The sequence below is a fragment of the uncultured Tateyamaria sp. genome (genome assembly GCF_947496075.1).
Classification (GTDB): Bacteria; Pseudomonadota; Alphaproteobacteria; order Rhodobacterales; family Rhodobacteraceae; genus Tateyamaria.
Window position 1 is genome coordinate 704,980 of sequence record NZ_CANMBJ010000004.1, and the last position, 13,960, is coordinate 718,939.

Below are 13,960 nucleotides of genomic sequence, written 5' to 3' on the forward strand. Positions count from 1 at the left end.
GCGCCGTATAGGGAATACTTCGCACAATTGATGTATTGGGCGGCTTGAATGTTACCGAGCCGCAATGCTGAAACTCAGTCAGCCCCGACCTGAGCGGTGGACAGCACAAAGGGATCATGCCCGGCCAGTTCTATTCTGATTGAAAACGGTGGTATCTCATGCCCATCCGGTGCCACACGCGCGTGGTCCGAAAAATTTGCCAAGGCTGTTGTGCCATCTGCAAACTCTGTCCTCTGCACCAACCGATCCTCCGAGACGAATTCAAAACCTGTCATCTGTTCGGTCATGAGGCGGCGATGCAGCGGAGCGAAATCCGAGACATAGCGAGCGATTCCGGGCAGATCACGCTCAAGCACACTTGTATTGAGATGATAGAGAGGCGGCACCGCATAGAGTAATCCAACTAGCTCGTTATGCGTACGCTCACCTTGCGGTTTGAGAGTGCTGAAATGCCAGTGATGTGTCGTAACCACGCTGTCCCCAAGTGCGATCTGATACAGCGGAATACGGTTGGCGGGGTCAAACACGATCTTACGCATATTGGGCGGAGGCGGTGTGGGTTCAAAGAAGCGGACCGGGGCCTCGGGGGGCCAGTAGCCGCCGACATCATAGGCCGGGTCCGGATCGCGCCGCATTCTTGGGTCCATCCAATCGAACGCGGGGGTTGTGACACCGTGTGCGAAATCAATGTGAGGCGCAAAGGCGGCCACGCCAACCTCTGATCCCAGAACCAGGCTGAGATCTTGTGTCACAAAATCAAGTCGTTGCTTCACTGCCTCCAAGGCCGCAGCTCGGGTGGTCCGGCGTCCGGCCGTATAGTCCTCAAACAACAGGCCGGTGGCATCGACATCAAGAAAGTAGCTGTTGAAATCAACACTTTCGGACACCGCCGTGATGCGGGGTTTTGCATAATCGGCGACGGCGCTTGGGTTCACATAGGCCCCGATCCCCCGAAAGCCGGACCGCGCAGACCCATCTGGGCCAATGACCCTCGCGTGCTCAAAAAGGGTGTCCCCCATTTGAGCGGTCGGCCAAGTCTGCTGAGCGCCCTCGGAATGGGCGCTTGCGTAGCTGTCATAGGGGCCGATCAGATAGCCCCGCGCCTTTGCCTCAGCCACGGCCTCGGGATGCCCAATGGCGTGACGCCAGTTTTCCACTCCAAGCCAAACCGCGGAAATCCCGGCCTCGGCAAGAGCCTCCAGCATGCGCAACCCAATACCGCCGCCCCATGTCTCTGGTAAAGCAAGAGTGCCCTCAAACTCTTCGAACAGATCCGAACGCAACTCCATCATATGCGCGCGTTCCTCAACAGGATCATGTCCACCAGCAAGCGCCGTGTCGGTCGGGAAGGGTCTGGCGCGCAGCATGGCTGTGTTGAGCGCGCGTGTCACATGCGTCCGGCTGTACTGTGACACAAATCCATCGGCGCCTTGCGCCTCACGGATCGCAGTCTCAAAATCCGCACGCATATCGTTGGGCACAGCACGCCAGAGTTGCTCGGACAAAGTCATGGCAGTCTCGCGCTTCCGGGCGAACTGACGCATGAAACGGCGCCATGCGATAACATCCTGCGGCGCAAGCAATCCGTCCGACCACAGATAAATGTGAGGTGCGCCAGCGAGCATGGCGACATCGGGCCTCGCCGCGATTTTTTCGTTCAAGCTGCGGAACACACCCGTCTCTTCCAGATGCGCCCTGTACAAGCGCGCACCGATCACCGGGTCACGGGGGCCGAGTTGAGCAGTCATGCGATATGGCTGATCCAAATTGAGCGACGTGAACTGCTGAACAATACCCACGGTCAGAGCAGGTTCCGTGTCCAGAAAGGACAACCGCGCGTCCCAAGGGCTGTTCATGCGCCATGTGACTGACCCCTCAGCGTCCAGACGTGTCCAGAAGGGTTGCGAAAACTGCTCTCCCGCAGCGCCGCCATCCAGAACATCCACGAGAAACGTACGCCAGTTTTGATCCCGCGCTTCAAAAAGGCGGCCTTCACCGAGAATGGGCAAAGCCCACTCATCCGAAGGTCGTGCGGGGACTTGCGGCCATGCCAAGTCCGTCAGGTGATCCGAAGCGATTTCGAAGGTCACACGCTCACCAATTGCGCGGGCAACGATGGAGAACTGTCCGCCATCGATGTCGATCTGCCATTTAGCAGCGGACCCGTCCCTGACCAAACCCTGCGTCTCTCCGGCAACAGCAGGCAGCGCGATCACCTCCTGCTCCGCGCCGATCAGGGCCGCAGATACAGCCAGTGTATCCGTATCGACTTCGAACGTGGCGGCGCCAGTCTGCAAGGTTACTTGTTCGGCGAGCGCAGAGTGACCCAGTAAGCCCATGCAGAACACTAGGCTAGGCAGCATATAAGCGTTTGTTTTCATGTCGAATAACCCTATTGGCGTGGCAACAGAAGTACATGGGCTGGATGACGCCCAAGCGTTTGCACGGCAAGCGCGTCGTAAAAGTCGATCGTCTCGACAAGAACCTCGACGTAGACCTGTTCGAGTTTGTCCATGTCGATCTGGTGACCTGCCTCAATGGCCTCGGCCACCAGTGCCTGCATGTACCAATCATAGGTGTCGATGGTGACATAGCCGTTCGAAAGACCACGCGCCGTTAGTCCATCGACCACGTTCAGCCGTTTTTCCCTCGTGTTACCCTCATCCAGATATGGGTAGCGAAAGTAGGGTTGAACATAGTCGAAGGGGCGCAGCATCTCGGCGGCCAAGTCGATATCGGCGAGGTAGGCTGTTGGCGCAGTCTCACGCAGCCAAGGATGGGTGTGCGTGTGATTTGCCAGCACATGCCCGGCGCCGGTGTATGCACGCAGACGCGCAGCGCCATCGGGGTCGTGAACAAGTGATTGGGTCAGAACAAAAAATGCAGCGCCATGGATGTCTGCTGTTTCAAGCGCCGCGATCAAGGTTTCCGTTCGTTCCAGACCGTTCAAAAGCGGGCCGTCGCCCATAGGCGCATCAGCAAAGCTGAAGGCGATGCGGCGTGTTTCTTCGGCCAAAACCACGCGTTCACAGCACAGCATAGTCAGAACTGCGAGGCAGCCGACGCGTAAAAGGCGTGGCGCTCCGGTCCAGCGGGCTTTGGTCCACCGCTTCCAAGATGTCTTTGTCACGATCACCTTGGCATCCTCTTGCAAACCTGTCGCGATACGGACCAACTTGGCCCGGTACAGGTGGTGCGCCGGGTCAGCACGGCGCGGCGCCGTGCTCCCTTGGCAGATGTCTTCACTGGCAATCGAAAGCGCCAATTGCCTCCAGCACGGCAGTAGATGTCGTGATGCGCAAGTTCCGAAAGGACGCGTCGGGGATGTCCATATTCAGCGCAAACACATAGGTGTCTGAACCGCACCGCACCCAACCGGCGTACCAGCCGATGTCCATGATATCGGCCCCATGGCGCCAGCCGGTCTTGCTGTACATGGTCCAACCATCGCCCGTATCTGTCTGCATGATCGCATCGGCGGCGGCGTAGGTTGTATCAGAGAGCGGCAGGTCACGTTCGACCAGGCGATGCAGGAAATTTACCTGCTCCACTGCCGAAACCAGCAAGATATCCTGCAGCCAGTACGTGGTCAGCGTTGCCTCGGTCCCGATATTGGCGTTGCCGTAATCGAACCGATCCAGCCACTCCGCCATGCCCGCAGCGCCAACGCGCTGCACGATGTCCTGATAAACCCAGACGGCCGAAACCTGGAAAGCTGAAGTCAAACTCTGGTCGCGGTTCCACGCATCGACCCAGCGTGACTTACCGTCCCATTCGAACATCGTATCCGGCGCGGCAACACCGGTTTCGAGGGCGATCAGCGTGTGCGGAATCTTTGATGAGGACGCAGGCGAAAACCGTTCCTCAGAGCGCGCGGCATTGCTGACCCAGACTTGTCCGTCCGACAAGCGTTGGACCATTACAGTCGATGCCGCTGCTTCAACACCATTGTCCTGAACAATTTGCGATATATCGATTGGTTCGGTCGCACCGCCTGTTGCGTCTGATACCGTTAAAATCAAGCTGGCGATTGCGAGCACGCTCGCCTTTAGGGACCAACCTGTCCGGTTGGGGAGATTACTGCTCATGTTTTTGTTCCTTGATGCACAAATTCGAGGGTCGAACAGGAATTTGTGAATTTTTTACAAAGGTTTAGGTTTAAACGCATATGTCAGAAATTGACCGACGGCGTAGCGCCGCATGCAACTTCAGCATGAACTTTGACCGCCGGTTCGGCAAGCCGCTTACGCAGGCTGATACACCTGTGGGCCGGAAATTGCCTAGCAGTCGTCGGGTGCCTATCAGGACTGCGCGAAGCAGGCTGCGCAGCACTGATATCTCCGCGTCATTGACACCGTATAGGAACCGTTACCTGCAGAATGAGAGGCGCCGATAACGACGGAACAGGCATCATTCGCCGAACATTGATGTACTGGCTGGTGATCTCGAAGCCTGCGTTAACCCCGGAGCGCTCAAGCAAAAGACCCCTGACAAAACCAACCTGACGACATGGCGGCACCGTGCGCATAGAACAACCACAGCCGCTGCCCGTCCTCTGTATCAGCGATCCAGTAGTCACGGGTGCCTGACCGCCAGTTTGGGTCGTCCAGCCACCATTCCGGCGCAATCCGTTCCGGGCCGATGGCACGGTGCCGCTTCAAATCCATACCGCGCCACCGAAAAGTCTCCGGCAATTCAGGTGTGGCAGGGGCATGCACCGGCTCGGGGTGCCATAACAACAAAGGCCGCGGATTGGTCGGCCGTGGCCAGGGCCCCTTGTGTGGCTTCGACCACGCGGCCGCCATGATTTTATGGGACTTCTCGGGGATATGACTGTCCGCAGGTTCAAAGCGCCGGATCGCGTCCAGCCCAACACGCGCACCCAGTCGCCCGATCAAATCGTCCATGGCGTTGGCATTGTTCAAACGCGCCTGCACCGCCGCGCCCGCCTCGCGGTGGCCGACGGTCATGGTATCATGTACGGGCTCGACCTGCACAGCCAGCAAGCGGATCATATCGATCCCAAAGCCTGCATCGATGTCCTCGATCTTCATTTCCAGCAAAGGGCGGATGCGATGTGGGTCATGGCTGGGACGGGCCAAACCCACCTCAACCATCTCGACCGCATGGTCACTTCGATAGGCTTGCAGCATGACCTGCCGCGTACCTTTCCCCTTGTCCTCCAGCATCTTGCATAGGCGGGGCAGCACACGGTCTATGGCCGCCATAACATCTTCGACCAGCCCAATGGGGTCAGGCAAGGTCATCCGGACTGCAAAATGATCAGGCGGCTTGGCCGGCGACACAGGCTCGGGCGCGCTGCCCATCGCCTGATCCAATCGCAAAACCACCCCCCGGCCAAAGCGGCGCGCCAGCCCGGCGCGCGGTTGACCCAGTAAATCCCCGACGCGACGCAGCCCAAGGCGGCCCAATTGTGCTGTCATATCAGGCTCCAACCGCAGTGCAGCAATTGGTAAGGGGGACAGCGCACTATACGTTTGACCCGGTTGCGCAATCCGCCTGATGTCCGGGGCTTGGGCAGTAACGGCAGGGGCAGAGCCTCCCTTGGTCCAATGCCGCCGCTTGCCCGCACGCGACCGTGTGGCACGAGCCTCCTGGTCAATGGAATCCCCTGATCGATCCGATCCTGTCGCCTTGCCCGCATACCGGGCCAAAGCCCATGCCGCCCCCCGCGTATCAGCCAGCCCTATCAGCGCGCTCAACCCCAGATCAGTGCAATCGTCCTGTACGACCTGCATCAACCGCTCTTCGCCTCCGAACAGATGCGCGCAACCGGTCAGGTCCACCACCAGTGCATCTTCATCCTCGGGCGCTACCCACGGGCTGAAGCGGCTCGCCCAGCGCTGCAGCGCTTCCAGGAATTGTGTCTCACCCTGTGGGCTCCGGGGAAATGTCAGTAGCCCCGGACACATGGCATGCGCATCCCGTACGGGCTGCCCAATCTGCAAGCCATCCGCCTGCGCCATCCCGTTCAAGGATGTAATGACCTGCATGTTGTGATGTTCTTCAACCACAGCCACAGGCCGATCCCCCAGCATGGGTTGGCGACGGATCAGACGCTCGGCCCCCAGCCGGGGGAACCAGATGGACAGGATACGGCGATTAGACATAAGATGTTCTACATTTGTTCCAATTCTGAATACGCTGAGTCGCCTGTCAGAGTCGAGCAATCAGATCCGGAGATCAGGTGCCGTAGCGGGCCAGAAAGGTCTGGACTGCATTATCCACAACCCGGTCGATATCTGCATCCGACACCGTATCGACCACACCGAACATCAGACGCGGCCAAACGTCAGCTTTGCACAACTCGCCAAACTGATCAGCAGCCAACGTAAAATCGTCGATATCAAGGTCACCGCGTTCAACCGCAGCGCGGAAGTACTCCCCCATCACGGCCCGCATACGTTCAGGGCCAGACTTGTAAAAGGCGCGTCCGATCTCTGGAAAACGATCCGACTCTGCCACGCATATGCGAAAAATCTGTTGCCCGAACTTTGAAGTGATGAATCGCAGAAAATGTTTACCTGCCTGACACAACACATCTCGCGGGGCGGCATTCATATCGATGAAATCCACGGCAGACTGGCTTTGCCGCGCGCATTCCATGTTGGCGACTTCCATAAACAACAGCCGCTTGTCCGGGAAATAGCTATATAGCGTCGCTTTGCTGACCCCGGCAGCGCGGGCAATATCGTCAACGCTCGCCCCCTCGAACCCATCCACCATGAAAACGTCGCGTGCACCATCCAGCACTTGGTCAAATTTCCGGCCTTTGCGGACAATCGGGGTCGCGTCGTTCATCGAGATTCCTGCATGAGAGACACCGCACAATATAAACTGTTCCGTTCAGTTTCTATAAAAAAACGACAAACGACATTGCATCATCCATCAGGAACGCCTTCATTGTTTGGAACAGTTCTAAAGAAGCAGGCAGCCACATGCGCTTCACCATCCAACGCAAACGCTTCAGAGACTTGTCGGAACAAGAGGTTCTGGCCCTCGCCATTTCCTCCGAAGAAGACGACGCACGCATATATCGGGGTTATGCCGAACGACTGCGCACAGACTACCCCGCCAGCGCAGCGATCTTCGAGGAGATGGCGCTTGAGGAAGACAGTCATCGCCACCGCCTCATCGATCTGCACCGCGCCCGGTTCGGCGAAACAATCCCATTGATCAGGCGCGAACATGTGTCCGGCTACTACGCGCGCAAACCCGTCTGGCTGGTTGAAAACCTAAGCCTCGCGCGTATCCGCTCAGAGGCTGAAGCAATGGAGCGTGATGCCGAACGCTTCTACACTGCTGCCGCCGCCCGATCATCCGACGCGGCCACCCGGAAGTTGCTTGGCGATCTTGCTGCGGCCGAGGCTGGCCACGAAGCCAAGGCCGAAACACTGGAGGCGACCCACCTTGATCCCGACACCCGGACGGAAGAGGACGATAAGGAACGGCGCCAGTTCATACTGACCTATGTCCAGCCGGGCCTTGCCGGTCTGATGGATGGCTCGGTCTCGACTCTCGCACCCATCTTTGCTGTGGCCTTTGCGACCCAAGACACATGGACCACGTTCCTTGTGGGTCTGGCCGCGTCCGTGGGCGCAGGCATCTCAATGGGATTTACCGAAGCCGCATCCGATGATGGCGAACTCTCGGGACGCGGCTCACCCATCAAACGCGGCTTTGCGTCTGGCATCATGACGACGGTTGGCGGGCTGGGTCATGCGCTGCCTTACTTGATTCCCGATTTCTGGACAGCCACCATCACCGCGATCTTCGTCGTATTTGTCGAATTGTGGGCCATCGCATGGATCCAGAACAAGTATATGGACACACCTTTTTGGCGCGCGACTCTGCAAGTGGTCGTGGGTGGGGCTCTTGTTTTTGCGGCAGGGGTACTTATCGGCAGTGGATAGGCAACGCAACACGCGCTATCCCTGATCCATGCTGCCGATCCTGTTGAAGACCCTGCCCTTTTTTGCCCTGATCGGCCTTGGATACTGGGCCGGACGCACGCGGTTTTTTACTGAAGAGGCAACCGCGTACCTGACCAAGTTCGTATTCTACTTCGCGCTGTCTGCGATGATCTTCCGCTTTGCGGCCAATCTGGAACTGGCACAGGTCTGGGATGGGCGTTTGGTCGCCGCCTACCTCTGGGGAACGGCCTTCGTCTACGGCATTGCGACGTTGGTCGGCTTCCTGCGCGGCCTCGACGTCCAAACCAACGCAGTCGAAGCACAATGCGCCGTCATTGGAAACGCAGGGTTCCTCGGCCTGCCTATGCTGGCGCTTCTCTTTGGCCCACAGGCCATCGGCCCTGTGATGCTGGTTCTAGCAACCGACCTGATCGTCTTTTCCAGCCTGATCGTCATCCTGATCACCGTTGGGCGCGACGGGCGCATGTCTCCGGCGATCTTCAAGACCATTGGCGTGGGGCTGATCAAAAACCCGATGATCGTTGCCATGGCGCTTGGCCTGACGTGGTCCGGCCTGCAAATCCCGATCCCTGACCCTATGAATGATTTTCTGAGCATCCTGGGTGGTGCCGCCACACCCGGCGCACTCTTTGCCATCGGGGCCTCGCTTGCGTCAAAATCGACCGAACGCATCCAGATCGCGGGCTGGCTCAGCTTCTGCAAACTGGTGCTGCACCCCGCCTTTGTCGCGTTTTCGGCGATCTTCCTGTTCAGCGTTGAACCTTTCGGCGCGGCCATGATCATCGCCTGCGCAGCAATGCCTGTGGCGGGCAACATCTACATGCTCGCGCAGCACTACGGCGTTGCTCCTCAACGCGTCTCGGCAGCTATCCTTGTCTCAACGACACTCAGTGTCGCAACTTTGACTGCAGTTATTGCCTGGATCAGTTGAGCCTCCTTCATCTTTCCAAATAAACTTCCGCCGGAGGCTCCCGAAACTTGCCGCACGGCCCACCGCCAGATAGCGATAGAGCAACGAAAGGATCACGCCCATGGAAACCAAATCCGAAAACGCCTGCTTCGGCGGCACCCAAGGGGTTTACACCCACGCCTCATCCTCCTGCTCGTGTGACATGACATTCGGACTGTTCCTGCCGGAAGAGACCAAGGACGGGCCGGTGCCCTTGCTGTGGTATCTGTCGGGCCTGACCTGCACGCACGAGAATGCCATGACCAAGGCCGGAGCACAGGCCTGGGCGGCTGAACACGGTATCGCGCTCTGCTTTCCCGACACCTCGCCACGCGGCGATGATGTGGCAGACGACGAAGGATATGATCTGGGCAAGGGTGCGGGGTTCTATGTGAACGCGACCGAAAAGCCATGGGCCCCGCACTACCGCATGTGGGACTACGTGATGGAAGAGCTGCCCGCTTTGCTGGGTGAGCATTTTGCCCTCGACATGGACCGCCAGTCGATCACCGGACACTCCATGGGCGGGCATGGCGCACTGACCATGGCGATGTCCCCGCGGGGACAGTTCCGATCGGTATCCGCCTTTTCGCCCATCACCAACCCAACCGCCAGCGATTGGGGGCGTAAGCAACTGACTGCATATCTGGGCACCGACGAAGAGCTTTGGTCACCCCATGATGCGACCCGGTGCATGCGCGCACATGGCTTCGATGGCCCGATGCTGATCGACACAGGCACCGATGACCAGTTCATTGACCTGCTGAAACCCGAGGCGTTGGCAGAAGCCGCTGCAGCCCGTCGCCAGCAGATCCAATTCCGGCTGCAACCGGGATACGACCACTCGTATTTCTTCGTCTCGACCTTCATGGAAGATCACGTGGCCTTCCACGCCGAACACCTCTGGGCATGACAACGCTCTACATCGATGCAGACGCCTGCCCCGTCAAAGCCGAGGCGGAGCGGGTCGCCACAAGGCATAAAGTGCCTATGAAAGTCGTGTCGAACGGCGGCCTGCGTCCGTCGCAAAATCCTTTGGTAGAGACTGTTATTGTTCCAGACGGCCCCGATGTCGCCGACATGTGGATCGCCGACCGGGCGGGCGCAGGTGACGTCGTGATCACAGGGGACATCCCCCTCGCCGCCAAATGCGTGGAAGCTGGCGCACGGGTTCTAAAGCACAATGGCGAAGCGCTGACACAGGCCAATATTGGCAACGTGCTGGCCACCCGCGACCTGATGGCAGACCTGCGCGCGGCAGACCCGTTTCGGCAGGGCGGCGGCAAAGGCTTTACCAAGGCGGACAGATCGCGTTTTCTGGACGCATTGGAACGTGAATTGAGGGCAGCCAAACGATGACGATCAAAGCTGTAGTATTCGACATCGGAAACGTGTTGATCGAATGGCAACCCGAGCGCTTCTATGACAGCGTCATCGGCGAAGAGCGCCGCCGCGCGATGTTTGATCAGGTCGATCTGCACGGCATGAACGACAAGGTCGACATGGGGCATCCTTTCAAGGAAACGATCTATTCCGCAGCCGAAGAGTATCCCGGTTGGCGAGACGAGATTCGCATGTGGCATGACCGCTGGATCGAGATGGCCTCGCCTGCCATCGACCACTCCGTTCGCTTGATGAAGGCGCTGCAATCAAAGGCGATACCGGTCTTTTCCCTGACTAACTTCGGGATTGGAAGCTATGATTTTGCCGCCACGCGCTACGACTTTCTGAACGACTTCGACCGCGATTTCATCTCGGGCCATATGCAGGTCATCAAGCCCGACCCGAGCATCTACGAGATGCTGGAGCAGACCAGCGGGTTGAACGGCGACAGCCTGATTTTCACGGATGATCGCGCCGACAACATCACCGCTGCTCAAACGCGCGGTTGGCGGACCCATCATTTCGATGGCCCCGAAGGCTGGGCCAAACGTCTTGTCGCAGAGGGGCTGCTGACCGAAAGCGAGGCGGCGTGACATCCGTTCCGTTCATCCCCTTTGCAGAAGGCGAGGTCCTACTGGACTGGATCGGCCTGACCGACGCGCTGGCAGCTGGGCACGATCTACCCAAGGCCGAGATTGGGGACACATTTCTCTACCGCGATCCAGATACGCTGCTGAGCCGGGCAGCATGGATCGACGGGATGGGCATGGCAGTCAAGACGGCTACAGTATTTCCGGGCAATCCCGGTCGCGGTGCGCCGATGATCAATGGCGGCGTGAACCTGTATTCCGACGGAGACGGGACACTGCAGGCCATCATTAACTTTCATCTGGTGACCAAGTGGAAGACGGCAGGCGACAGCCTGCTGGCCGCACGGAGGCTGGCCCGCCCTGACAGCAAAAACATCCTGATCGTCGGGGCAGGAACGGTGGGGCGGTCGCTGCATGACGCGTACTCGGCCGCGTTCCCTGAGGCACATTTCCAGGTCTGGAATCGCACCCGCGCCAACGCGCTGGCCATGGCAACAGAACGCCCCATGCTAACCGTGGCCGACGATCTGGAACAGGCCGTACGCAGCGCCGACATCATCACAAGCGCCACCATGTCGACCGAACCGCTGATTCATGGCGAATGGCTTCAACCGGGTCAACACATCGACCTGATCGGTGCCTATAGACCTGACATGCGCGAAGTGGACGACACGGCCCTGCAGAAGTCCCGTATCTTTGTGGATAGTTTTGACACCACCATCGGCCATATCGGCGAAGTAAAAATCCCAATCGATGCGGGCACCATCACCCGCGACCACCTTTTGGCCGACTACTATGATCTGGACACGTTCCAACGCGCGCCCGACGACATCACCCTGTTCAAGAATGGCGGAGGCGCGCATTTGGATCTGATGACCAGCCGCTACATCCTGGATCGGTGGACGGCAAAATGATGTGGGTCACGCTGGTACTGCTTGGCCTGCTGGCAATCCCGGTCACCACGGAACTCACCCGCTCCGGCATGACCGACGCAGTGCGGACCAAGGCGCCCGGCCAGTTCGCACTGCTATCACAGGGCACCACGCATTTCGAATGGTTGGGGCCTGAACGTGGTCCGATCGCCGTGTGTATTCACGGCCTAACCACACCGTCTTTTGTCTGGTACGGCATGGCCAAGGGGCTCGCATTAATGGGGTTCCGGGTGCTTGTTTACGACCTCTATGGCCGCGGATACTCGGACCGGACGCGCGGAAAACAGGATGCCGATTTCTTTAACCAACAGCTGACCGACCTCTTGGCACATGAGAACGTCGGCAATCACCTGACGGTCCTTGGCTACTCAATGGGCGGGGCAATTGCGGCTCATTTCACAGCACGTCACCCACAACGGGTCAAACAACTGATCCTGCTAGCCCCGGCTGGCATGTTCGAACTGGGAGGGCGCAAGATCACGCTTGCCCGTGACCTTCCAGTGATCGGTGATTGGCTTTTCCTGGCCGCCTACCCCTGGGAAGTCCGCCGCGGAATCGCATCCGAAGCACATTTGCCGACGTCGGTTGAGGGTATCCACGATCTGCAACAGGAAGAGACCGGGCGCCGGGGGTATTTTCCCGCTGTCTTGTCCAGCCTGCGCGGGCTGCTGAGAAAACCTTGCGAAGACCAGCACCGCGCCATCGCCGCCGCTGGCGTTCCCGTTCTGGCCGTCTGGGGCGATCAGGATGATGTGATCCCACTGACCTGCAAAGACACTCTGGCCGATTGGAACTCGGCCGCGCAGCAGGCAATGATACATGGTGCAGGGCATGGCCTCCCCCACACGCACACAGAGGCTGTGCTGGACGCAATCCGGTCGTCGCGCGGTTAGGCGGTGGCGGGCTGACCCAAGGGCCGTTCGCGGATCGGCAGATGCACGACCGCGCTGAACGCACCGATTGCCACGCCAATCCACCACACCTGCTCATACGACCCATAAAGATCGTACAAACGACCGCCCAACCAGACACCCAAAAACGACCCCAGCTGGTGGCTCAAGAAAACGATGCCATAGAGCGTTCCCATGTATCGCAAGCCGTAGATATGTGCGACCAACCCCGATGTAAGCGGTACCGTCGCCAGCCATAACGCACCCATGGAAATGGAAAAGACGATGACAGTCATCGGTGTCATCGGAAAGATGATGAAAAGGGACGCCACAACGGTCCGGCCCGCGTATATACCCGCCAGCAGATACTTTTTGGGGAAATGCTTGCCCGCCCATCCTGCCAGCAACGTGCCTGCGATGTTCGCCAAGCCGATCAATGACAGCGCAACCGCACCCAAGGCTGACGTCGTTGTGATACCAATGTTGTGCAGCATGCCACCCGGGACGATGGGACCACACACTTCGGTCACAAAGGCGGGCAGGTGGGCGGTCATGAACGCGACCTGATAACCACATGAGAAGAAACCAAGGAAGATCAGGGTATATGACGGATCACGAAAAGCCTTGATCAGAACCTGACCAAGCGATTCCTCCAGCTCCGCCTTCGTTGCCATCGGCGGTACGCGCATCGCTGGCAAGGTCAACACCAGCAAAATGACAGCAAGCGCAAACCACAGGAACACCGATTGCCATGGCATGAAACTTAGCATCCATTCAGCCACCGGCGCACCAAAGATCTGGCCGCCCGACCCCATGGCCGCCACGATAGCAAGGGACATGGACCGGTTTTCATCGCTGCTGGAGCGGCCCACAACGGCAAGGATCACGCCAAAGCCAGTGCCAGCAACACCAAATCCAACCAACCAGGCATAGAGTTGATGTTCGATAGGTGTGGTTGCCCCGGCACTCAACACGAGGCCCACGGCATAAATCACGGCACCCATCAGGATCGCCTTGCGGTCCCCGATCTTCTCGGCAATTGCGCCAAAGATCGGCTGGCCGATGCCCCAGGCAAGGTTCTGGATCGCGATGGCCAGCGAGAATTCGGTCCGCAGCCAGCCGAACTCTTCGGCAATCGGGATCTGGAAGACGCCAAAGGACGCACGAACCGCGAAACTGACCATAATGATGACGCAACCCACGATCAGAACGGGGGTAAAGATGGGGGTGCGAGTAGCCATGGGAAATCCCTCAAACGTGT

The 13,960-nt window shown here is 58.7% G+C and carries 13 protein-coding genes; 7 read left to right on the top strand and 6 right to left on the bottom strand.

Annotated features, from left to right (window positions below; all coding sequences use genetic code 11):
- Positions 1-74: 74 nt before the first annotated feature.
- The 5 genes from Q1A51_RS15840 to Q1A51_RS15860 form a co-directional block, all read right to left on the bottom strand.
- The gene (locus tag Q1A51_RS15840; RefSeq protein WP_299600556.1) at positions 75-2,381 is read right to left on the bottom strand and encodes a glycoside hydrolase; all 2,307 of its coding nucleotides are present in this window, start codon (positions 2,379-2,381) and stop codon (positions 75-77) included.
- Positions 2,382-2,392: 11 nt separating this feature from the next.
- On the bottom strand, positions 2,393-3,265 hold the full coding sequence (locus Q1A51_RS15845) for a polysaccharide deacetylase family protein (protein WP_299600558.1): 873 nt from the start codon (positions 3,263-3,265) through the stop codon (positions 2,393-2,395).
- Positions 3,243-4,088 (bottom strand): penicillin-binding transpeptidase domain-containing protein, encoded by an 846-nt coding sequence (locus Q1A51_RS15850; RefSeq protein ID WP_299600560.1) that lies wholly within the window; start codon positions 4,086-4,088, stop codon positions 3,243-3,245. The genes Q1A51_RS15845 and Q1A51_RS15850 overlap by 23 nt, the downstream gene beginning before the upstream one ends.
- 384 nt (positions 4,089-4,472) lie before the next feature.
- The gene (locus tag Q1A51_RS15855) at positions 4,473-6,131 is read right to left on the bottom strand and encodes a DNA polymerase Y family protein (protein ID WP_299600562.1); all 1,659 of its coding nucleotides are present in this window, start codon (positions 6,129-6,131) and stop codon (positions 4,473-4,475) included.
- A gap of 73 nt (positions 6,132-6,204) precedes the next feature.
- Positions 6,205-6,822, bottom strand: a complete 618-nt coding sequence (locus Q1A51_RS15860) for a TetR/AcrR family transcriptional regulator (protein ID WP_299202996.1) — start codon at positions 6,820-6,822, stop codon at positions 6,205-6,207.
- A gap of 137 nt (positions 6,823-6,959) precedes the next feature.
- Here Q1A51_RS15860 and mbfA point away from each other — a divergent pair, with 137 nt between their 5' ends.
- The 7 genes from mbfA to Q1A51_RS15895 all read left to right on the top strand — a co-directional run bounded on the left by mbfA (position 6,960) and on the right by Q1A51_RS15895 (position 12,702).
- Complete coding sequence (gene mbfA, locus Q1A51_RS15865) at positions 6,960-7,934, top strand: iron exporter MbfA (protein ID WP_299600564.1); 975 nt, start codon at positions 6,960-6,962, stop codon at positions 7,932-7,934.
- 28 nt (positions 7,935-7,962) lie between these two features.
- Positions 7,963-8,886, top strand: a complete 924-nt coding sequence (locus Q1A51_RS15870) for an AEC family transporter (protein WP_299600566.1) — start codon at positions 7,963-7,965, stop codon at positions 8,884-8,886.
- 100 nt (positions 8,887-8,986) lie between these two features.
- Positions 8,987-9,817, top strand: coding sequence for an S-formylglutathione hydrolase (gene fghA / locus Q1A51_RS15875; protein WP_299600568.1), 831 nt, complete (start codon positions 8,987-8,989; stop codon positions 9,815-9,817).
- Positions 9,814-10,263 (top strand): YaiI/YqxD family protein, encoded by a 450-nt coding sequence (locus Q1A51_RS15880; RefSeq protein ID WP_299600570.1) that lies wholly within the window; start codon positions 9,814-9,816, stop codon positions 10,261-10,263. Before fghA ends, Q1A51_RS15880 begins: the two co-directional genes overlap by 4 nt.
- Positions 10,260-10,880 (top strand): HAD family phosphatase, encoded by a 621-nt coding sequence (locus Q1A51_RS15885; protein ID WP_299600573.1) that lies wholly within the window; start codon positions 10,260-10,262, stop codon positions 10,878-10,880. Before Q1A51_RS15880 ends, Q1A51_RS15885 begins: the two co-directional genes overlap by 4 nt.
- A complete protein-coding gene (locus Q1A51_RS15890; RefSeq protein ID WP_299600575.1) occupies positions 10,877-11,791 on the top strand; it encodes an ornithine cyclodeaminase in 915 nt (304 codons plus the stop codon). The genes Q1A51_RS15885 and Q1A51_RS15890 overlap by 4 nt, the downstream gene beginning before the upstream one ends.
- Positions 11,788-12,702: an alpha/beta hydrolase gene (locus tag Q1A51_RS15895; protein ID WP_299600577.1), complete on the top strand. Its 915-nt coding sequence runs from the start codon at positions 11,788-11,790 to the stop codon at positions 12,700-12,702. The genes Q1A51_RS15890 and Q1A51_RS15895 overlap by 4 nt, the downstream gene beginning before the upstream one ends.
- Here the strand turns inward: Q1A51_RS15895 and Q1A51_RS15900 are convergent.
- Positions 12,699-13,940 carry an MFS transporter gene (locus tag Q1A51_RS15900; RefSeq protein WP_299600579.1) on the bottom strand — a complete coding sequence of 414 codons (1,242 nt, stop codon included), beginning with the start codon at positions 13,938-13,940 and terminating at the stop codon, positions 12,699-12,701. The two genes, Q1A51_RS15895 and Q1A51_RS15900, sit on opposite strands and share 4 nt — an antisense overlap.
- Between the last annotated feature and the right edge of the window lie 20 nt (positions 13,941-13,960).